The organism is Streptomyces aurantiogriseus (assembly GCF_014649375.1).
Taxonomy (GTDB): domain Bacteria; phylum Actinomycetota; class Actinomycetes; order Streptomycetales; family Streptomycetaceae; genus Streptomyces; species Streptomyces aurantiogriseus.
Map to the genome: position 1 here is coordinate 148237 of NZ_BMSX01000019.1, position 19541 is coordinate 167777.

General features: G+C 69.7%; 16 protein-coding genes and 4 pseudogenes. 9 read left to right on the forward strand and 11 right to left on the reverse strand.

Features of this window, described 5'->3' with window-relative positions:
• Nucleotides 1–148 precede the first annotated feature (148 nt).
• Both IE263_RS33910 and IE263_RS48950 read left to right on the forward strand, forming a co-directional pair.
• A complete protein-coding gene (locus tag IE263_RS33910) occupies nucleotides 149–1606 on the forward strand; it encodes an FG-GAP repeat protein (RefSeq protein ID WP_189941782.1) in 1458 nt (485 codons plus the stop codon).
• Nucleotides 1607–1703: 97 nt separating this feature from the next.
• Complete coding sequence (locus IE263_RS48950) at nucleotides 1704–2354, forward strand: LysR substrate-binding domain-containing protein (protein ID WP_373312167.1); 651 nt, start codon at nucleotides 1704–1706, stop codon at nucleotides 2352–2354.
• Between the two features lie 28 nt (nucleotides 2355–2382).
• Here IE263_RS48950 and IE263_RS50145 read toward each other — a convergent pair.
• The 5 genes and pseudogenes from IE263_RS50145 to IE263_RS33935 form a co-directional block, all read right to left on the reverse strand.
• Nucleotides 2383–2451: pseudogene (locus tag IE263_RS50145) on the reverse strand (hypothetical protein); the annotation flags it as partial.
• On the reverse strand, nucleotides 2448–2603 hold the full coding sequence (locus IE263_RS33920; protein ID WP_189941784.1) for a hypothetical protein: 156 nt from the start codon (nucleotides 2601–2603) through the stop codon (nucleotides 2448–2450). The pseudogene IE263_RS50145 and the gene IE263_RS33920, both read right to left, overlap by 4 nt.
• 22 nt (nucleotides 2604–2625) lie before the next feature.
• Nucleotides 2626–3339, reverse strand: coding sequence for an SDR family NAD(P)-dependent oxidoreductase (locus IE263_RS33925; RefSeq protein ID WP_189941787.1), 714 nt, complete (start codon nucleotides 3337–3339; stop codon nucleotides 2626–2628).
• A gap of 144 nt (nucleotides 3340–3483) precedes the next feature.
• Nucleotides 3484–3783 (reverse strand): annotated as a pseudogene (locus tag IE263_RS33930) (MmyB family transcriptional regulator); the annotation flags it as partial.
• A gap of 295 nt (nucleotides 3784–4078) precedes the next feature.
• Nucleotides 4079–5125, reverse strand: coding sequence for a saccharopine dehydrogenase family protein (locus IE263_RS33935; RefSeq protein WP_189941788.1), 1047 nt, complete (start codon nucleotides 5123–5125; stop codon nucleotides 4079–4081).
• Nucleotides 5126–5226: 101 nt separating this feature from the next.
• Here IE263_RS33935 and IE263_RS33940 point away from each other — a divergent pair, with 101 nt between their 5' ends.
• Both IE263_RS33940 and IE263_RS33945 read left to right on the forward strand, forming a co-directional pair.
• The gene (locus IE263_RS33940) at nucleotides 5227–6204 is read left to right on the forward strand and encodes a helix-turn-helix domain-containing protein (RefSeq protein WP_189941790.1); all 978 of its coding nucleotides are present in this window, start codon (nucleotides 5227–5229) and stop codon (nucleotides 6202–6204) included.
• 14 nt (nucleotides 6205–6218) lie between these two features.
• Nucleotides 6219–6329, forward strand: a pseudogene (locus IE263_RS33945) (pirin family protein); the annotation flags it as partial.
• Here the strand turns inward: IE263_RS33945 and IE263_RS33950 are convergent.
• Nucleotides 6295–8805 carry a patatin-like phospholipase family protein gene (locus IE263_RS33950; RefSeq protein ID WP_189941794.1) on the reverse strand — a complete coding sequence of 837 codons (2511 nt, stop codon included), beginning with the start codon at nucleotides 8803–8805 and terminating at the stop codon, nucleotides 6295–6297. The pseudogene IE263_RS33945 and the gene IE263_RS33950 overlap by 35 nt on opposite strands.
• Before the next feature lie 147 nt (nucleotides 8806–8952).
• Here IE263_RS33950 and IE263_RS33955 point away from each other — a divergent pair, with 147 nt between their 5' ends.
• Nucleotides 8953–9546: a TetR/AcrR family transcriptional regulator gene (locus IE263_RS33955; RefSeq protein ID WP_189941796.1), complete on the forward strand. Its 594-nt coding sequence runs from the start codon at nucleotides 8953–8955 to the stop codon at nucleotides 9544–9546.
• A 154-nt stretch (nucleotides 9547–9700) separates the two neighbouring features.
• Here IE263_RS33955 and IE263_RS33960 read toward each other — a convergent pair whose 3' ends face one another.
• From IE263_RS33960 to IE263_RS33970, 3 genes are all read right to left on the reverse strand, one after another.
• The gene (locus tag IE263_RS33960; RefSeq protein WP_189941798.1) at nucleotides 9701–10114 is read right to left on the reverse strand and encodes a (R)-mandelonitrile lyase; all 414 of its coding nucleotides are present in this window, start codon (nucleotides 10112–10114) and stop codon (nucleotides 9701–9703) included.
• A gap of 81 nt (nucleotides 10115–10195) precedes the next feature.
• A complete protein-coding gene (locus tag IE263_RS33965) occupies nucleotides 10196–10861 on the reverse strand; it encodes an SDR family NAD(P)-dependent oxidoreductase (RefSeq protein WP_189941800.1) in 666 nt (221 codons plus the stop codon).
• 83 nt (nucleotides 10862–10944) lie between these two features.
• Complete coding sequence (locus IE263_RS33970) at nucleotides 10945–11961, reverse strand: zinc-dependent alcohol dehydrogenase family protein (RefSeq protein ID WP_189941802.1); 1017 nt, start codon at nucleotides 11959–11961, stop codon at nucleotides 10945–10947.
• A gap of 180 nt (nucleotides 11962–12141) precedes the next feature.
• On the opposite strand from IE263_RS33970, the gene IE263_RS33975 reads away from it, so the two are divergent.
• Together IE263_RS33975 and rox are read left to right on the forward strand one after the other, a co-directional pair.
• Nucleotides 12142–13011, forward strand: a complete 870-nt coding sequence (locus tag IE263_RS33975) for a helix-turn-helix domain-containing protein (RefSeq protein ID WP_189941803.1) — start codon at nucleotides 12142–12144, stop codon at nucleotides 13009–13011.
• Nucleotides 13012–13372: 361 nt separating this feature from the next.
• Complete coding sequence (gene rox, locus IE263_RS33980) at nucleotides 13373–14920, forward strand: rifampin monooxygenase (protein WP_189941910.1); 1548 nt, start codon at nucleotides 13373–13375, stop codon at nucleotides 14918–14920.
• A 96-nt stretch (nucleotides 14921–15016) separates the two neighbouring features.
• Here rox and IE263_RS33985 read toward each other — a convergent pair whose 3' ends face one another.
• Together IE263_RS33985 and IE263_RS33990 are read right to left on the reverse strand one after the other, a co-directional pair.
• A complete protein-coding gene (locus IE263_RS33985) occupies nucleotides 15017–16177 on the reverse strand; it encodes an FAD-dependent oxidoreductase (RefSeq protein ID WP_189941805.1) in 1161 nt (386 codons plus the stop codon).
• Nucleotides 16178–16603: 426 nt separating this feature from the next.
• Nucleotides 16604–16836, reverse strand: a pseudogene (locus IE263_RS33990) (SDR family NAD(P)-dependent oxidoreductase); the annotation flags it as partial.
• Nucleotides 16837–17259: 423 nt separating this feature from the next.
• Here IE263_RS33990 and IE263_RS33995 point away from each other — a divergent pair.
• Both IE263_RS33995 and IE263_RS34000 read left to right on the forward strand, forming a co-directional pair.
• Nucleotides 17260–18021, forward strand: a complete 762-nt coding sequence (locus IE263_RS33995) for a DeoR/GlpR family DNA-binding transcription regulator (RefSeq protein ID WP_189941806.1) — start codon at nucleotides 17260–17262, stop codon at nucleotides 18019–18021.
• A gap of 87 nt (nucleotides 18022–18108) precedes the next feature.
• Nucleotides 18109–19464: an ABC transporter substrate-binding protein gene (locus tag IE263_RS34000; protein ID WP_189941808.1), complete on the forward strand. Its 1356-nt coding sequence runs from the start codon at nucleotides 18109–18111 to the stop codon at nucleotides 19462–19464.
• Nucleotides 19465–19541: the final 77 nt, after the last annotated feature.

Genomic DNA, 19541 nt, shown 5'->3' on the forward strand with positions numbered 1-19541 from the left:
AGACACCACCAGCACCTCACCCTGTCGCCGTTTGTAACCGACCTGTCACGGCCGGGCACGACGGCACAACTCCCCTACGGCACCCCGTGTCGAACGGGGTGTCGGTAAACGGAGAAATACCCAGCAATGGGGAAACGGGGATCAATACATGATCAACAGTAGGAACCTCGCACTTGGCGCCGCCGCCTTCCTGCTCCTGGCCGGTGCCGGAATCACCGCTGCGCCCGCCGCCTTCGCGGGCACGCCGGGCGGCACGCACGCCAGTGACCGCAACAGCGACTTCGACGGGGACGGCTACGACGACGTCCTGACCGGCGCTCCCGGCGGCACCGTCGGCGGTAAGAAGGGCGCGGGCTATGTCACCGTCCAGTACGGCTCGGCCAGTGGCATCGGAACCGCCGAGACCCTTCCGAGGGTGCGTACCGCCGTCTTCAGCCAGGCGTCGGCCGGGATCGCCGGCGCGGCGGAGACCGGGGACGCTTTCGGTGCCGCCGTCGCGACCGGCGACGTGAACGCGGACGGCTACGACGACGCGATCATCGGCTCGCCCGGCGAGGACCTGGGCGGGAAGGCGGACGCGGGCAGGGCGAGTGTGCTGTACGGCTCCGCGAGCGGACTGCGGGGCACCGGCAGCGTCTCTCTGGAGGCCGTGGAGCCGAAGCAGGAAGCCGGCTACGGCGGCGCTGTGGCCGCGGCCCGCTTCACCGCGGCCACCCCGGGCGACGGGATCGCCGTGTCCGACGACGAGGGCGTCGACCTGTTCTCCGACGAGGGCCTCATGCTCCGCGTCACCCGACTGGAGACCGTCGACGCCCCCGGCGGCCGGTCCGTCGTCCCGTTCCACCTGACCACCGGGAACTTCGACGGCGACGGTTACGCCGACCTCGTCGTCTCCGGGCTCGGCCTGGTGGACGACGAGGGGGTGCGCGGCCGCTCGGTGGTGTACGAAGGCGGCGAGCACGCCCTGACCTACGCCCGCGACCTGACCGGCGGCCCGTCTGCGGCTGCCGGCGACATCAATGGTGACGGATACGACGAGCTGGTCACCGGCGAGGAGGGCAGCCCCGAGTCCGGGGGCCTCGTCTCCATCCGCTACGGCGGCGAGGACGGCCTCACCGACCTCGCCGACGAACTGACCCAGGACTCCCCCGGGATCCCCGGCACGGCGGAGGAGGGCGACGGCTGGGGCACCGACCTGTCGGTCGCCGACTCGAACGGCGACGGCCATGCGGACATCGCGATCGGTGCTCCCGGCGAGGACATCGGCACGGTGCCCGACGCGGGCGCGGTGTGGGTGATCCGCGGCCAGGAGCGCGGCTGGACGCCGGACGGTGTGCGCTCCTTCGACCAGAACTCGACGCACGTACCCGGCTCGGCCGAGGCCGGTGACGCCTTCGGCGCCCAGGTCCGGCTCGTCGACACCGACGACGACGGCCGCGGCGAACTGCTCGCCTCGGCCCCTGGTGAGAACACGGGCGACGGCATCGCGATCGCCTTCCCGGCCGCGACCACGGGTATCACCGCCGACGGCTCCTGGCTGTACGGCGGCGGTTCCTTCGCCACCTCGGGCACGGACGCGCTCTTCGGCGCCGCGATCGACGAGTAACGCGACAAGCCGATGCCTGTCGACTCGGTCTCATGGGGAGCCTCTCACGGCGGCTGGTGCGGTTTTCCTGGCCGAAAGCCGGAAGGTGCTGGCCGCGGTGGACGCCGCGATGTTGCGCGCCCAGCGCAGCGGCCGCCCGCACCGGCTGGTGGTAGCCGCGCGGCAGGGCACCGGCTCCGGGCTGCTGGCCGACGTGGTGCGTGCCTATCGCCGCCAGCCCGGTGCGGCTGACGTCGAGGTCGTGTTCACCCGGGACCAGATCGACTTGGTGCGCAACGGTTCGGCGGACATCGCGTTGGCGTGCGACCACGGCGTTCTCGACGGAATGGAATTCTCCGAGCTCGTGAAGGTGGAAACATTCGCGTTGCTACCGCTGGACCATTCCCTCGCGGCGAAACCGGCTGTTTCGGTTGCCGATATCGTGCAGGACGAGCTTTTCCGGCCGCTTTCGTCGGCGGTCGCGCCAGAGGCCATGCTCGACGAGATCGTCGACAAAGTCGCGATGGGCGAACTGATCACGATGGTAGGGGCGAGCGCGACCGACCGGATCGGATCCGCCGTCACGGCTGTTCCTGTTGTCGACGCACCGCCGACGCTGCTGGTGCTGACATGGCGGCAGGACGTCCCGGCCGCGACGCGTGACGCGTTCGTGCACACCGCACAGCGCGTGGCAGCCGGGACGCGGGCCTCTCAGCCCCAGGGGCCCAGCTGGGTGGCGCCGCCGCGACAACCAGCTCGAAGCCCGTGATGTAACTGCTTTGATCCGATGCGAGGAACAGGATCGCGTCGGCCTGTTCCTCCGGCCGCCCCCACCGGCCCAGCGGGATGCCCGCCGGCTGGCTCACTCGTCGAAGTGCTCGTCAGTGACGTGGCCGAGCATGGCGAATCCGAAGGTCGCGGCGTTCGCGACCAGACCTTCGAGGTCACTCCAGAAATCGCCGAGCACCAGGAGCGCTTCGCCAAACTCATCAGCCACCGCGCTCATCAGCCACCGCATCCCCTCGCCTTGGGGGTCGCGGTCAGTCGAGCGGGACGCCCGTATGGCGTTCCAGGACTTGGATCAAGTGAGCCTGGAATTCTTCGCCTTGCGCTGCGGGGTGTGGTGTCTGCGTCCGGCGGTGGTACCAGTAGCCGCCGGTGCTCGGGGTCACGTCGTGGTGGGTGGCGAGCCACACCTGTGTCCGGTGGCCGGCGGTCAGGTCGTCCGGTGCGCCTGCACCGCCCATGCGGGTGGGGACCCACCCTGGGTCGACCGCATGGCTGGTGGTTCCTTCCCACCGGGACGCGAGGGCGAGCGCGAGGGTGGTGACCCACAGTTTGCTGTCGTCGTAGGAAGCGGTGCCGTCGGCCAGTCGTCGCAGGTCGGTGGAGCCGGTTCGGTGCATGGAGCTGCTGAGACAGATGAGCCTGGCCGGTTTGTCCATCAGGGCCGTCAGCACGTACGGCGCGATCGTGTTGACAGTGATCGCCTCCGGAGAGCGCATGGTGCCGGCGTTGTGAATGACGGCGTCGAAGCGGCCGAACTCGGCGGCCTGCCGGGCAACGCCGCGGATCTCGTCCAGCTCGGCGAGATCCCCGGTGATGACACCTTTCCACCGGGCGGTGTCATCCGCGTCGGTGAGACGCTCCGGGTTGCGGACGTGGACAACCACGTCGTGGCCGTCGTCGGCCAACGCGTTCGCCGTGTTGCGCCCGAGCCCGCTGGACGCTCCGGTCACCAGAATCAGTGCCATGTCAGTCGTCTTTTCTCTGTGTGGCGATGGATGCGCTGAACTGGTCGGGAGTACCCCCCCTCGCCGAGGTCGGCTCCACGGCCGAGCAGCCTCCGAAAACCGGACCGGCTCACGGTGACAGGTCGACGACGGTTCTTTCGGTGATCAATTCGGCGGAGTGGTCGGCGACTTGGGAGAAGAGGCGGCGGGGTCGCGGGTGGCGGCCCAGGAGGCGAGCAGGTGCAGGCCTTCTTCGGAGGGGGAGCCGGGTTCGGCGGAGTAGATGGTGAGGGTGAGGCCGGGTTCGGCGGCCATGGCCAGGGCTTCCCAGGCGAGGGTGAGGTCGCCGACGACCGGGTGGTGGAAGCGTTTGATGCCGGTGCCGTGGCGGGTGACGTTGTGGGCACCCCAGCGGGTGCGGAAGGCGTCCCAGCGGGTGGACAGCTCGCCCACCAGGTCGTGGAGGCCGCCGCGAGCACCGGACCCAGTCCCTGCCCGTGATCAGCGATCGCCGTAGGCGTTCGTCGAGTCATGTCTGTGTCCCCCTGCCGGGGGCTGTCGGTGTTCTGGGAGGCCGCGGCACCGGTGCAAGCTGTACCGCGGCGTGATCCAGCTGCAGAACGGCTTCTCCCCCGAGGGCATCGCCATCCAGGGGCACACGGCCTACACCGGTCGCCGGCCGACGGTTCGGTCGACCGGATCGACCCGATCGACCTGCGCACCGGCCCGCGGGCGTTGGCCGCAGCACTCACTCCGACGGTCAGGACGCTGTCTGCTGCTGAAGCGGTTCGAAGGAGATGTGCGGGGACAGGGCGCGGAGGAAGCCGGGCGCGTCGAAGATCTCGCCGGCGGAGGCAACACCGACCGTGCGGGTCTGGCCGGTGAGGATGCGGTGCACCGCCTCCACCGCGAGCGGCGCGCTGACGGCGTAGATGTCCTGGCCGCTTGCCACAGCCCGCCGTTCGGTGCCGCCGGAACGTACGACGGCGTCGACGAGGAAGGTCTGGTCGGACCGCCCGTTCTCATCGGCTGCGGTCGGCGCCGGTGTGTCCGGGGCTGAGAGGTCTCTGGCCGCTTCGGTCGTCATGTGGGTGCGTACGTCGGGGATGGAGAGGTGGCTGGGGATGGTGACTACGTCGGCCATCGTGAACTCCCCGATGACTTCCCTGGTGCCCATGGGGTCGGGGAAGGACCACTTCAGAATCGTCGGCTGGTCGTCGTGGTACTCCAACCGCCCGTCCGTGTAGCGGACGCGCCGGCCGTTGCGCCGGTCCCGGGAGACCGTACCGGCGGTGCGTGTCCCGGGGGTCGGGTGCCAACTGCTCAGTCCGTATGCGATGTTCGCTTCGTCGGCCGCCGTCCAGTCGCCCATCGCGGCGGTGGCCAGCAGGTCGCCCAGGCCGCCGTAGAAGGCCATCGCGGGGACGATCACCGCTCCCGCCGCGCGGGCGCGGTCCGCGAAGTGCGTGAACGTGTCGAGGTTGGCCTCGATCTCGGCCGCCACATCGACGTACGGGATCCCTGAGCGCAGTGCCGCCTCGATCACGGGAGCGGCAGTCATGGCGAAGGGCCCGGCGCAGTTGATCACAGCGTCTGCACCGTCCAGGGCGCGGTCGAGCGAGGCAGGGTCGTCGACCGACGCCGGCCGGACCTCGAGTCCGGGTGCGGATGCCGCCAGCGCCCGCAGCTTGCCGGCGTCGCGGCCGGAGAGAACCGGGACGAACCCGCGATCCCGCAGCTGTGCCACCACAAAGCGTCCGGTGTGTCCGTACGCGCCGAACACCGTCACCGTCTGTCCCGATCCCATGGGTTCTCCCCCGTGCTCGAATGATCCACTGAGGACATCCTGGCGAGGGCGGGCGCCCCGGCGTGAGTGTCCGGAACGACTTACCCCGTACAATTTCAGACATGGGCACTGTCGCGCTGGCCGTCACCGAGGGGATGCTGCACTTCGAACTGTCCATGGCGTACGAGGTGTTCGAAGCCGCTCCGGTCGGCGTGGCCGTCCCCTGGTACGACGTCGAAGTCTGCGGGTCGGACGCTGTACAGGTCGGCCGGTTCCGGCTGGAGCCCGACCAGGGGCTCGACCGCCTCCGGCATGCCGGCACCGTGATCGTCCCCGGCTGGGCGGATGTCGACGAGGACCCGCCCGCCGTTCTCGTCGGCGCGGTGCGTGCGGCCCACGAGGCAGGTGCGCGCGTGGCCTCCCTGTGCACGGGCGCGTTCGTGCTGGCCGCCGCCGGTCTGCTGGACGGCAAGCGCGCGACCACGCACTGGGCGCACACCGGGGCCCTGGCCGCCCGCTACCCGCGGGTGGAGGTCGATCCGGACGTGCTCTACGTGGACAACGGCAGCGTGCTCACCTCCGCCGGCAAGGCCGCCGCGATGGACCTGTGCCTGCACCTCGTCCGTCTCGACCACGGCTCGTCCGTCGCCAACGCCGTCGCCCGCCGCCTGGTCGTACCGCCGCACCGAGCCGGCGGCCAGGCCCAGTTCGTCGCCGCCCCGGTGCCCGCCCGGGAGGACCACCCGCTCGCCTTGCTGTTGCCCTGGGCGATCGAACGCCTCGACCACCCACTCACCGTGGAGGACCTGGCACGCCAGGCACGGATGAGCTCGCGCCATCTGGGCCGCCACTTCAGGGCGGTGACCGGCACCACTCCGCTGCAATGGCTGCTGACACAACGAATCCGCCGCGCCCAGGAGTTGCTGGAGACCACCGACGACGTTGTCGACGCCATCGCGACAGCCACCGGCATGGGCACCGCCGCGACGCTGCGCCGACACTTCAACCGCACCGTCGGCGTGCCTCCGGACACCTACCGCCGGACTTTCCGCTCACGACCCCACACCGACTCGAACGACGACCGGCAGCGCCGACGCTGACGGCGTCCCAGCTTTACGGCCCATTCGTGATGAACACCCGTAAAAAGGGCCAACAGGCCTTCGAGGACTACCAGGCGGGCCGACTCGGCGTCATCCCCGCCCAGCGACTCCCCCGCACTTCCTGAACTCGACGTCGTAGGCCGCGGCTTCGAACTGTGCCAGGCGTCGGCGCATTCGTCCCGTCGACCATGGCCAGCTGAAGCTGTTGACGCCGTTGTCGTCGAGGTAGTAGCTCGAGCAGCCGCCGGCGTTGTAGACGGTGGAGGGCAACGCCTGCTGGACCTCGGCTCGGAAGGCGGCCTGGACTTCGGGGCGCACGTCCATGCTTGCCCAGTCCGCCGCCCGGAAGTGGCGTACCGCTCCGGCCACGTACTCCAGTTGGGCTTCGAGCACCATGAAGGCCGAGGAGTGTCCGGTGCCGAGGTGCGGGCCGAGGAGGACGAACGCGTTGGGGAATCCGCTGACAGTGGTGCCCAGGTAGGCGTCGGGGCTTCCCTTCCAGTGGTCGTCGAGGCTGGCGCCGTCACCGTCGAACACGCGGCGGGCGATGGGCATGTCGAGGATGTGGAAGCCGGTGCCCAGAATGATGGTGTCCACGTCGGCACTGCTGCCGTCCGCGCCGACGACCCGGTTGCCCTGGACGCTCTCGACCGCGGTGGCGTGAACGCTGACGTTGGGCCGGGTCAGTGCGGGGTAGTACGTGTTGGACAGCAACAGGCGTTTGCAGCCGAGGGTGTAGTCGGGGGTCAGTGCCCGGCGGAGCTGCGGGTCCTTGACCGTTGCCCTGAGATGGAGATCGCCCACCTTCTGCACCGCGCGCAGGAGGGACGGGTGCCTGAACCCCACGCCCAGCGTCTCCATCGCCGCGTACTCCGCGGTGCGCAGGGCTCGTTGCGCCGCCGGGAAGCGTCGCATGAACCAGCGTTCGACGTGCGGTACGTAGTGGTCCGGCTTGGGCAGCACCCACTGGGCCGTGCGCTGGAACAGGTGCAGTCGGCTCACGTGCGGCTGGATCGCCGGCACGAACTGCACGGCCGACGCACCGCTGCCGAGGACGGCCACGCGCGCGCCTTTCAGTTCGTGGTCGTGGCGCCAGCGAGAGGAGTGGAAGACCTCGCCGGGGAAGTCGGCCAGGCCGGGGAGGTCCGGGGTCAGCGGCTCGTGCCAGGGGCCCGCGGCCGCGATCAGGAAGCGGGCGGTGTAGCGGTCGCGGCTGGTCTCGACGTGCCAACGGGCTTCGTGCGGGTGCCACTGTGCCCGTGTGACCTCGGTGCCGAAGCGGATGAGTGGCGTGATCCCGTACGTGGCCGCCGTGTTCTCGAGGTAGGAGCGGATCTCGGCCTGGCCGGCGAAAGCACGCGTCCACTCAGGGTTGGGCGCGAAGGAGTAGGAGTACAGGGCGGACGGGACGTCGCACGCACAGCCCGGATAGGTGTTGTCCCGCCACGTGCCGCCGAGTTCGTCCGCTTTCTCGAGGAGCACGACGTCGCGTACGCCTGACTGCCGCAGCTTGACAGCGGCCCCGATGCCGGAGATCCCGCTGCCTATGATCAGCACTTCCACGTCGTGGGTCCCGGAGATGCGAGCTGCTCCTTGCGCATCGGGGCGAGGCAGGTCGGGCTGCTGCCGGGCGTCGGGTCGACGGGGGTGTGGCACGGCCGTCCGGAGGCGGTCGCGGACGACGGTCCGAGTGGTGCGCAGAGATCTCTCCAGCACTGCCAGGCGGCGCCGGGGGTCCATGAGGTTGCCGCCCATCGTGTTCAAGTCGGCGACCGTGGGCTCGATACGGATCACCCGGGTGCCGGCCGCCTGCAGCGTGGCACATTCGGCGTTGAGGGTGCGGGTCATGACACGGCGCAGCACAGCCTCGGCCCGGCCGAGTCCCGTACGGCGTCCCGGAGCGACGGAACTCATCGGCGCCACGACGTACACCTCATCGAGTCCGCGGGACGCCAGCAGATCCGCCGAGGTCGGGGAACTGATGCCGCCGTCGGCGTAGAGCCGGCCGCCGATGCGCACCGGCGGGAACCATCCGGGAATCGCCCACGAAGCGCGGAGCGCGTCGCGCAAGGCGGCCTCCGGGTGCCCGAGAAGTCTGCGTATGCCCGTGTCGAAATCGGTCGCCACCAGCCAGGTCGCGGGGTGCTGGACCCACGCGCCGTCGGGCGCCAGGTGGTCGGCCAGGGCTGCCAGCCATGCCGCATCGCCGCGCCCTCGCGGCAGTAAGCCGGACACTCCGGTCAGAGCGGGAACGCCACCGCGCAGCGCCCGCCCGGCCAACCGCGCTGATCCCAACAGGACCGCCGGCCGCGGCGGCGTCCGGCGGGGCGGATGCGCGAAGTGACGTACCAGTTCAGGGCGGGAGTCCCCAGCGGCGAGCTGCGCCGCGAGCAGTTCCTCCGCACCGATGCCGGCGCCCAGCATCGCCGCCACTTCCGCCCCGGCCGAGGTCCCCACCAGGACGTCGGCGCTCCGCAGGTCCCATGACACCGCCTGCTGCAGCGAGTGCAGGGCGCCGATCATCCAGGCGGCACCGAGGGTGCCACCGCAGCCGAGGACCAGGCCCCGGGAAGGAGCAGTTCGCGTGCCGTTCGTGGTCACTGAGCTCTCCGCCCATTCGATCGAGATACCGATGAGATCTGGATACTAGCGGTATCTAAAGCCGGGCAGCAGTCTCTGTCGGGGATAGGATCCGAGAGCTCGAGGGCTTCACGGGAAGCCGTGCAGGACGGACAGGGGAAACAGGACATGGCCCGCCTCAGCCGCGTCGAGAGTCAGGAACTCACTCGCGAGCGGCTGGTCGCCACCGCGCGAACCCTGTTCCTGCGGAACGGCTACGCGGCCACCTCCCTCAGTGACGTCGCGGAGACGGCCGGCTACTCCAAGGGCGCGGTCTACTCCAACTTCCGCAACAAGGACTACCTCTGCCTCGCGGTCCTCGACGACATCCGCGCAGAGCAGCTGGCGCTGCTCACGGACTCCGTCATGGGCGACGGCCCGGCCGACGACCGCCTCGCCGCCTTCACCGCCTGGGGTGAGGCACATATCGGCGACGAGGCCTGGACGACGTTCGAAGTCGAGTTCCTCACCCGCGCCCGTCATGACGAGGAGCTCCGGCGGGAGATCACGGCGCGCGCCGGAATGATCCGCGAGGTGCTGACTCAACTCCTCGAGGCCTTGGCCCAGGAGTTGGACGCCCGTCTGGCCATGCCCGCCGACCAGGCCGCGATGACGCTGCTCAGCCTGGGCATAGGACTGGGAATCCAGCGGGTCGCCGACCCCGCCGTCCCCACGACGGTGCTCACCGACACCCTGCGTCTCATCCTGGGCATGAACCACTGAAGTGTGATCAGGTGCCTCCGGGCGGACCGTGCGACTGCACGTGGGGTCCGCCGAATCAGTTGGCTCCCATGTCTTTCGGGGGGCTTCACTGGCCGTCCGCTCCGGAGGGGCGGCCCCAACTGGTGAGGCACCCGCGTAAGCGTTCGTTCTGTGCTTATCGGTTGCGGGTACGGTGGCCGTTGTACTGCTGGTCGGTGACCGGCTCGGCCCACGTGGTCTCGGTCGTGCCTTCGCCTGCGCCCTCCCACATGGCGATGTGCTCCATGAACCGGTCGGGGGCCGCGCCGTGCCAGTGCTCCTCGTTGGGCGGGCAGGAGACGGTCTCGCCCGGACGGGCCTCGAAGATGGTGCCGTCTCGGGTGCCGATCAGGGCGATGCCGGAGACGACGTGCAGGGTCTGGCCCAGGACATGGGAATGCCAGTTGGTGCGGGCGCCCGGTGAGAAGCGGACCAGGTTGGCGCGCATCCGGGACGGTTCCTGGCCGGCGACGATGACGTCCCACCACACGTCACCGGTGAACCAGTCCGCCGGGGCCTTGCTGCTGGGCTGCTGCTTGATGAATTCCATGGTGTTCCTCAACTGATGGATGGCGGCGGCCGGAACCGCACGGGCAGGGGCGGCCCGAGTCACGGGTGTCGTCCTGGGGATTCAGTCGGGCAGGGGTTCGGCGTAGTGGCGGAAGCCGTCGCGCTTGTGGTGGATGTCGTACAGGCGCCGGGCCAGGGCGTCGGGGCTGCTGTGCTCGGCGTCGGGGTGGATGGCTCCCGGGATGATCAGCTGGGCGGCGTGGATGTTCTCCGGGGCGAGGGCGTCGTGGAGCATGCGGGCGTAGGCGCTCTCGGCGGCGAAGGCGATCGAGGTGCCGGCCCGGTCGGGGTGGGGGCGTACGGCGCTGCCTCCGTTGACGAACAGCAGGGTCCCGCGGCCGAGTTCGCGCATGCCGGGCAGGACGGCGTTCACCACCGTGACCGGGCCCTTCACGGAGAAGGCGAGCGGTGCGTCGAGGTCGTCGGCACTGGTGTCGAGGACCGGCTTCATGAAGTCGGCGCGGGGCACGGGGCTGTACTGGAGGATCTCGATGGGCCCCAGGGTGTCGGCCGCCGTCCGCAGGGCCGCGGTGAGGGATGCCGGATCCAGGACGTCGGCGGCGAATCCGCGGGCCTGGATGTCGTCGCGGGCCAGCTCGGCGGTCAGTTCCTCCAGATGCTGGGCGTTGCGGGAGATGAGGGCGACGGTGTGGCCGGCGGTTCCGAAGCGGCGGGCGGTGGCGAGCCCGAGGCCGGGGCCGGCGCCGACGAGTGCGAAGGTCGTCATGGTGGGTCCTTGTGGGCTGGGGCGGGTCCCGTCCGGGGCCGCATCGTCGGAGGTGCGGCCCCGGACGTGGAGGGCGTGGGAGGTCAGGGCTTGAGGAGGGCCTTGATGGCGCGGCGCTCGTCCATCGCCTGGTAGCCCTCGGCGACCTGGTCCAGGGGCAGGGTGAGGTCGAAGACCTTGCCCGGGTTGATCCGGCCGGACAGGACCCGGTCGATGAGGTCGGGCAGGTAGCGGCGTACGGGGGCGGGGCCGCCGCGCAGGCCGACGTGGGAGAAGAACAGTTCCACGCCGTCGACCTGCACGTCGTGGGGGACGCCGACGAAGCCGACGTTGCCGCCGGGCCGGGCGGAGTGCAGGGCCTGGCGCATGGACTCGGCGGTGCCGACGCACTCCAGCACGGAGTCGGCGCCGATGCCGCCGGTGAGGTCCTTGACGCGGGCGATGCCTTCGTCGCCGCGTTCGCCGATGATGTCGGTGGCGCCGAACTCGACGGCGAGCTGCCGGCGGGATGCGTGGCGGCTCATGGCGATGATCCGCTCGGCGCCGAGCTCGCGCGCGGCGATGACGCCGCACAGGCCGACCGCTCCGTCGCCGACGACGACGGCGGTGGAGCCGGGCTTGACCTCGGCGGCGAGGGCGGCGTACCAGCCGGTGCCCATCACGTCGGAGACGGCGAGCAGGCTCGGGACGAGCTCGCCGTCCGGGTGCTCGTCGGTGGCGACGAGGGTGCCGTGGGCGTTGGGGATGCGGACGTAGTCGGCCTGGCAGGTGCTCATGAACTCGCGGTGCAGGCAGTTGGACTGCCAGCCGTTGCGGCAGTTCGCGCAGGTGTTGTCCGAGGTGGCGAAGGAGCCGACCACGAACTGGCCCGGCTTGACGTTGGTGACCTCGCTGCCGACCTCCTCGACGATGCCGACGTACTCGTGCCCCATCGGGTGGGGATCGCCGATGGGCTCCAGGCCGCGGTAGGGCCACAGGTCCGAGCCGCACACGCAGGTGGCGACCGTGCGGATGACGGCGTCGGTCGGCCGGACGATCTTCGGGTCGTCGAGGTTCTCGAAGCGCACGTCGCCGGGGGCGTGGATGACTGCTCCGCGCATGGGGTGCTTCCTTCACGGGGTGTCTGTGTTGGGCTGCCGGGATCACGAACGGCTGTTGACGGTCGACCCTCACACGCGAGGGCGGGCGCGAAAAGCGGAGAAATCCATCCTGGGAGAAAAACATCCCGGGAGTAAATTCTCCCCCCTTCCGCACGTGGGACCGATGCCATCCTGGGAAGCATGAGCAGCAACGTGCCCCTCAATGAGCTGGGAGAATTCCTCAAAAAGCGCCGCTCGGAGCTGAGTCCCCGCACGGTCGGACTTCCCGAGACCGGCCGGCCCCGCCGGGTGGCCGGGCTGCGCCGTGAGGAAGTCGCTCAGCTCGCCAACATCAGCACCGACTACTACACCCGGCTCGAACAGGGCCGTATGCAGGCGTCGGCGCCCGTGCTGGATGTTCTCGCCCGGGTGCTTCACCTGGGCGACGACGAGCGGGGCTATCTCTTCCAACTCGCGGGCAAGACCACCACCCGCACGCGGCGCCGAGGCCGGCAGAAGGTCCAGCCGCAGCTGCAGCGGGTCCTGGACGACCTCACCGCCACGCCTGCTCTGGTGCAGGGTCGGCGTGGGGACATTCTGGCCTGGAACTCGCTGGCCGCGGCCCTGGTCACGGACTTCTCCCGGGTCCCGGAGAAGCACCGCAACTATCCCCGGATCCAGTTCACCGATCCGGCCATGCGCACCCTGTATGCCGACTGGGAGACGTCCGCGAAGATCTCCGTGGCCCAGCTGCGGATGGAAGCGGCGAAGTATCCCGAGGATCCCCGCCTGATCGAGCTGGTCGGCGAGCTGTCGATGCGCGACAAGCAGTTCGCCCAGTGGTGGGGCGAGCATCATGTCGCGTCCCGCACCGTGGGCACGAAGACCCTCAACCATCCGGTCGTCGGCGAACTCGTCCTCGACTGGGACACCCTCACCGCCAACACCGACTCCGACCAGCACCTGACCGTCTGGACCGCCGCCCCCGGTTCCCCGACCCACGAGCGGCTGCGCATCCTCGCCTCCTGGGCCGCCGACCAGAACCTGCCCGCTTCGCAACCGCTCACCTGACCGACAGGGCTGCCGATGTGTGCGGTCCAGTGACGCGCACGTCTCTCCCCTGCGCGAACTTGCAGCGGCCCAGGAACGGCGGGTCGCCGTCGTCTTGCTGTGCGTCGTCATCGCGCTGGTCGTCAAGCTCACTCAACCGCACACGGGCCCGTTCGGAGTCGTGGTCACGTGGCTGGGAAAGGATTGGACGGGGTGATGCTAGGGCTTGTAGCTTGCGGTGGACCGTGACACCGCCCGAGGAGGTGAGACCCATGAACGCTGTATCGATGTGGGTGCTCCCCCTTCCCGTCACGATCGGGCGATTGATGTAGGTGTCGCCGGGAGCGCCTCGCCAACAAGGCACTCCCGAAAGGCAACACCTATGCACTCTCAGCAGGTCACCGCCGAGCCGCCGTCGAACGACAGGGTCGAGCGTGACTCCACGGTGGGCGACGTCCCCGGAGTTCTCCAGTCGCCGGCCTCCGGCGCCGATGGCGCGCCCCTCGTCTTCGATGTGATCATTGCCGGGTGCGGGCCGACTGGCGCGATGCTGGCCGCCGAACTGCGGCTGCACGATGTGCGGGTACTCGTTCTGGAGAAGGAAACCGAGCCCGCGTCGTTCGTCCGCATAGTCGGTCTGCATATTCGCAGTCTTGAGCTGATGGCGATGCGCGGACTGCTGGATCGCATCCTCCAGCATGGAAGACGGCGTCCGGCCGGCGGTTTCTTCGCCGCCATCCCCAAACCCGCGCCCAAGGACCTGGATTCCGCGTACGCCTATCTGCTGGGCATCCCGCAGCCGGTCATCGTTCACCTGCTCGAGGAACATGCGATCCAACTGGGTGCGCAGGTCCGGCGCGGTTGCGCGGTCGCCGGTTTCGAGCAGGACGACGAGGGTGTGACCGTCGAGCTGGCCGACGGCGAACAGCTGCGTTCGCGCTACCTCGTCGGCTGTGACGGCGGGCGCAGTACGGTGCGTAAACGGCTCGGTGTCGGCTTCCCCGGCGAGCCCTCACGGACCGAGACGCTGATGGGCGAGCTGGAAGTGGGTGTGCCGCAGGAGGAGGTCGCCGCCAAGGTGACCGAAATCCGCGAGACCCATCAGCGATTCTGGCTCCGGCCCTTCGGCGAAGGGGTCTACAGCGTCGTAGTCCCCGCCGCGGGAGTCAGCGACCGCGCGGAACCGCCCACCCTCGAGGACTTCAAACAACAGTTGCGCACCATCGCCGGAACCGATTTCGGCGTGCACTCCCCGCGCTGGATGTCCCGCTTCGGGGATGCCACCCGGCTGGCCGAACGTTATCGGGTCGGGCGGGTGCTGCTGGCCGGCGATGCGGCACACATCCATCCACCCACCGGCGGACAGGGCCTCAACCTGGGCGTTCAGGACGCATTCAACCTCGGCTGGAAACTGGCCGCACAGATCCGCGGCTGGGCGCCGGAAACACTGCTGGACACCTACCAGGCCGAACGTCATCCGGTCGCCGAGGACGTGCTGGACAACACCCGCGCCCAGATGGAACTGCACTCCACCGAACCGGGCCCGCAGGCCGTGCGCAGGCTGCTCACCGAACTGATGGACTTCGACGAGGTGAACCGCCATCTGATCGAGAAGATCACCGCGATCGGCATCCGCTACGACTTCGGCGCAGGCCCCGACCTGCTCGGCCGCCGCCTGCGCGACATCGACGTGAAACAGGGCCACCTCTACGGTCTGCTGCATCGCGGCCGCGGCCTGCTGCTGGACCGCACCGAACGCCTGACCGTCGGCGGCTGGTCGGACCGGGTCGACTACCTCGCGGATCCCACTGCGGTACTGGATGTTCCGTGCGTCCTGCTGCGCCCCGACGGCCACGTCGCCTGGATCGGCGACGATCAGCAGGACCTGGACGACCACCTCTTCCGCTGGTTCGGCGAACCCGCCAACTGAGATTTCGCCTGAGCAACCGAAAGGCCCGTGAGGATGATCGGAACGGCCACGGGGGCGAGGAACCGGCGGACTGGGCCATGCTCTCGTGCTTGGCAGTCAGGAAGGCTGGACCTCGTCGAAGAGGGCGAGGGCTTCGGAGGGGTCCGGGCTCACGAGGCGTTCCAGACCAGCCGTCGTGATGTTCGCCCACCTGCCGGCCCGTGCCCACATCTGTTCCTCGAAGGCGCGGACGGCCTCGTCCAGATCTCCAGGGCCGCGGGCGGCGGCGATGGACTCGGCGAGTTCGGCGCCTTCCAGCATCGCGAGGTTCGCGCCCACCCCCAACGGGGGCATCAGGTGGGCGGCGTCGCCCAGTAGCGTCACCCCGGAGACGTGGGCCCAGGTGTGGGACACGGGAAGGGCGTAGAGGGGGCGGTGGACGAAAGCTGTGCCGTGGCGGAGGAGGTCGAGGACGGGAGCGGCCCAGCCGTCGAACAGAGCCAACAGGCTTGAGCGCACGGCCTCGACGTCGGACAGGTCCAGGCCCGCGCGCTGGTTCAGGCCCAGATGCCGGTCCGGGTTCGTGTGCCAGTCCAGGGGCACGCGGAACTGGGCGTATACCTTGACGTGGCCGCCGCTGTTGCGCTGGGCGACGAGCGCGCGGTTCACGCCGTACACAGCCACGGAACCGTCGCCGACCAGCCGGGCGAGGTCGGGGTGGCGGGTGTCGACGTCGTCCAGGGAGGTCTCGACCAAGGTGACGCCGGTGTACTGCGGCGTCGCGGACGAGACCGCCGGGCGGACCCGGGACCAGGCACCGTCAGCGCCGATCACGAGGTCGAACGTCTCCTGTCGCCCGTCCGCGAAATGGACCAGCACGCCATCCCGGCTCTCCGGCACCACCTCCGTCACGACCCGCCCCCACTGAACGTCCAGTGGCCCGAGCAACAGGTCACGGAGTTGCCCGCGGTCGATCTCGGGATTGGCCCGGTCACCCGGACGAGGTTGCCAGTCGCGGAGGACGGTCCCGTCCGCGTCCAGGATGCGCATGGCCTGCCCCTCGGGACGGGACAGCGCCTGGAACTCCGCCAGCACCCCCGCCTTCTCCAGCGCCAGTTGGCCCAGCCCCTCGTGCAGGTCCAGCGTGCCGCCCGCGGGACGGGCGTCGCGGGCGGGATCGCGTTCGAGGACGGTGACAGGGTGACCATGACGGTGCAGGACGCGGGCGAAGGTAAGGCCGGCGGGGCCGCTGCCGATCACGGCGATACGGGGTCTCATGTCGATACAACGTACGTCCCCTCACCAAGCCAGTCCCGGCCCGTCACCGAACCGAAACGACGGCGTGAGCCAGCGGATGGGTGATCCGCGTCGTGCTCAGTTGCGGGGCAGAAGGGCGCATGGTCGCACGGGGCGGCCGAGGAGTCGGAACACGAGGGTGCGGTGGGCGGCGTGGAGGGTGCGGACGTCCGCGCGGTTGATGTCGGGTTTGACGGCGGGGCCGCCGTGGCGGGGGCGGCCGGGTTCGGTGCGGGGGGTGAAACTGGCGACCTCGCGTAATCGGCTGTCGCTATTCCTCAATGAGGGAGGGTTTGCGGTCACTGTGTGTGGCACGACCGCCCCGCCGTCGTCCGGGAGTACTACCCCGGTGACGAACGAGGCAGCCGGCGCGGCGAGCTGGGTGATGGCCCAGGCCACCTCCTCCGGTCGGACGATCCGCTCGGGCTGGCCCTCGGCGGTCATGTCGGCGGCCAGCGGGTGATCCGGTCGTGCCCGGCTGCGGTCTCGCGGAGCGGTTCGGCCCGCCGGCCGATGGCCAGGACGTGGGCGCCCTCAGCGGCGAACGCGCGGGCGGTGGCCCGGCCGATGCCGGTGCCGGCCCCGGTGACGGCGACGATCCTGCTGATCGGAGGTCCAGTGCTGCTGTCCATGCCGGTCATCGTTCAACCCTGCCGCCAGTGGCAAGGTCAAGCGGCGGCTGTCTGAGCGGGTCGGCCGGGCGCTCACTCCCTCACCCGGGCACCGCCCGAGGAACCGCGGAGACGACCCGCAGGTGGCCGGATGCCGGCGCCGGATTCCGGTTCGCTGTCCGGGTCCGTCCGGCAGAACGGGCAGCGAACGGGCACACCCCGGCTGGTGCGCGGGCAGCAGCTTCCCGCGCCGCGGGGCCCTCCACCGCGTCATCCAGGGGCTCCGCGCTCCGGAAAGCGGGCGCATTCGGTCATGAACTGCTCTACGACAAACCTGGTCAGTAAGGGCAATCGCCTTGTAGAAATTTGGCCACCGGAGCCCGATCGGGCAGGGCTCCGGGAAAAGCCGGCGCGAGCATATGGCGCGCAGAGCCGTGAAACGGAGGTGTCGCCGTGGACGCCGAGGAACGAAGACGCGGAATTCTGGAAACGGCGCGCCATTCCGGATCCGTGGACGTGGGAACGCTCGCCGCAGATCTCGGGGTCTCCAAGGAGACCGTGAGGCGCGATCTGAACCTGCTGGAGGGGCACGGGCTGGTCCGGCGTACCCACGGCGGTGCCCATCCCGTGGAGAGCGCGGGCTTCGAGACCACGCTCGCCTTCCGTACCACCATGCACGTCCCCGAGAAGTCCCGGATCGCGACCGCCGCGGCCGAACTGCTCGGGGACGCCGAGACCGTCTTCATCGACGAGGGCTACACCCCGCAGCTCATCGCCGCCGCTCTCCCCCGCGACCGGCCACTGACCGTGGTCACCTCCTCGCTGGCCACCGCAGGTGACCTGGCTTCCGCCGAGAACATCACCGTGCTGCTGCTCGGCGGCCGGGTGCGTGGCGGGACGCTGGCCACGGTCGACCACTGGGCGACCCGCATGCTGTCCGGCTTCGTCATCGACCTGGCGTACGTCGGCGCGAACGGCATCTCCCGCGAGTACGGACTCACCACCCCCGATCCCGCGGTCAGTGAGGTCAAGGCCCAGGTCCTCAGGACCGCCAGGCGCCGGGTGTTCTCCGGGGTTCATACGAAGTTCGGTGCCGTGAGCTTCTGCCGCTTCGCGGACGTCACAGAGTTCGAGGCGATCGTCACCGACGCCGGGCTGCCCGCCTCCGAGGCACACCGCTACTCACTGCTGGGTCCCGAGGTCATCCGGGTCTGAGCCGCGGTTCGTCTCCCCTCCCCATCCCACCCTCGCAAGCCGGGGGCCTGGTTCCCCATGCCCTCACGACATCCCCTGGAGTCAGTCATGCGCACACGAAGAATGACCCATGTCCTCGTCACGGCCACGGCCGCGGGCTCGTTGCTGGTCGCCTGTAGCGGGGCGGGCGGATCTTCGAACTCCGATGGCGGGGGCAAGAGCATCAACGTGCTGATGGTCGGCAACCCGCAGATGGAGGACATCGCGAAGCTGACGAAGGACACGTTCACGAAGGACACCGGGATCAAGGTGAACTTCACGGTCCTTCCCGAGAACGAGCTGCGCGACAAGGTCACCCAGGACGTCGCCACCCAGGCCGGTCAGTACGACGTCGCCACCATCGGCGCCTACGAGGTACCCGTCTGGGAGAAGAACGGCTGGCTGCACGAGCTCAGCTCCTATGCCGACAAGGACGCGAGCTTCGACAAGGCCGACCTGCTCAAGCCGATGGTCACGTCTCTGTCGGGGTCCGACGGCAAGCTCTACGCCCTGCCGTTCTACGGCGAGTCGTCGATGCTCATGTACAACAAGGACGTCATGCAGGCGAAGGGCATCACGGTGCCCGAGCGCCCGACCTGGCAGCAGATAGCCGACATCGCGGCCAAGGTCGACGGCGCCGAGCCCGGCATGCGGGGCATCTGCCTGCGCGGCCTGGCCGGCTGGGGCGAGCTCGGGGCGTCGCTGACGACCGTGGTCAACACCTTCGGCGGCACCTGGTTCACCAAGGACTGGAAGGCGCAGGTCAACAGCCCGGAATTCAAGAAGGCGACCAACTTCTACGTCGACCTGGTCCGCAAGCACGGGGAGGCGGGCGCGGCGCAGGCCGGGTTCACCGAGTGTCTGAACGCGATGAGCCAGAAGAAGGTCGCGATGTGGTACGACGCGACCAGTGCGGCCGGGTCGCTGGAGGACCCCGCGTCCAGCAAGATCGCCGGTCATGTCGGCTACGCCTACGCTCCGACCGTCGCCACCAAGTCCAGTGGCTGGCTGTGGAGTTGGGCGTGGGCCATGCCCAAGACCACGAAGAACGCCGACGCGGCCTCGCAGTTCATGCTGTGGGCCTCCAGCAAGGAGTACGAGAAGCTGGTCGGCGAGAAGCTCGGCTGGTCGCGCGTCCCGGCCGGCAAGCGGGCCAGCACGTACGAAATCCCGGAGTACCAGAAGGCCGCCGCGTCGTTCGGTGACATCACCCTGAAGTCCATCGAGGGAGCCGACCCGGCCAACCCGGGCGTCCAGCCCCGGCCGACCGTGGGCATCCAGTACGTGGCCATCCCCGAGTTCCAGGACCTGGGCACGAAGGTCACCCAGGAGATCTCCGCCGCCATCGCCGGAAAGACCAGCGTGGACAAGGCGCTCAACGACGGCCAGAAGCTCGCCGAGGACGTCGCCAAGAACTACCAGTGACCCGCACGCATCGCTCGGCCGGCCCGGCGCCGGCCGGGCACCGCCTGCCCACCCTGGCCGTCACCGGCAGAGGAACC

Excerpts from the sequence above, each read along its gene's own strand:
- IE263_RS33910 (WP_189941782.1), top strand. The coding sequence starts at position 149 with ATGATCAACAGTAGGAACCTCGCACTTGGCGCCGCCGCCTTCCTGCTC.
- IE263_RS33920 (WP_189941784.1), bottom strand. The coding sequence starts at position 2,603 with ATGCGGTGGCTGATGAGCGCGGTGGCTGATGAGTTTGGCGAAGCGCTC.
- IE263_RS33925 (WP_189941787.1), bottom strand. The coding sequence starts at position 3,339 with ATGGCACTGATTCTGGTGACCGGAGCGTCCAGCGGGCTCGGGCGCAAC.
- IE263_RS33935 (WP_189941788.1), bottom strand. The coding sequence starts at position 5,125 with ATGGGATCGGGACAGACGGTGACGGTGTTCGGCGCGTACGGACACACC.
- IE263_RS33940 (WP_189941790.1), top strand. The coding sequence starts at position 5,227 with ATGGGCACTGTCGCGCTGGCCGTCACCGAGGGGATGCTGCACTTCGAA.
- IE263_RS33955 (WP_189941796.1), top strand. The coding sequence starts at position 8,953 with ATGGCCCGCCTCAGCCGCGTCGAGAGTCAGGAACTCACTCGCGAGCGG.
- IE263_RS33960 (WP_189941798.1), bottom strand. The coding sequence starts at position 10,114 with ATGGAATTCATCAAGCAGCAGCCCAGCAGCAAGGCCCCGGCGGACTGG.
- IE263_RS33965 (WP_189941800.1), bottom strand. The coding sequence starts at position 10,861 with ATGACGACCTTCGCACTCGTCGGCGCCGGCCCCGGCCTCGGGCTCGCC.
- IE263_RS33970 (WP_189941802.1), bottom strand. The coding sequence starts at position 11,961 with ATGCGCGGAGCAGTCATCCACGCCCCCGGCGACGTGCGCTTCGAGAAC.
- IE263_RS33975 (WP_189941803.1), top strand. The coding sequence starts at position 12,142 with ATGAGCAGCAACGTGCCCCTCAATGAGCTGGGAGAATTCCTCAAAAAG.
- rox (WP_189941910.1), top strand. The coding sequence starts at position 13,373 with ATGCACTCTCAGCAGGTCACCGCCGAGCCGCCGTCGAACGACAGGGTC.
- IE263_RS33985 (WP_189941805.1), bottom strand. The coding sequence starts at position 16,177 with ATGAGACCCCGTATCGCCGTGATCGGCAGCGGCCCCGCCGGCCTTACC.
- IE263_RS34000 (WP_189941808.1), top strand. The coding sequence starts at position 18,109 with ATGCGCACACGAAGAATGACCCATGTCCTCGTCACGGCCACGGCCGCG.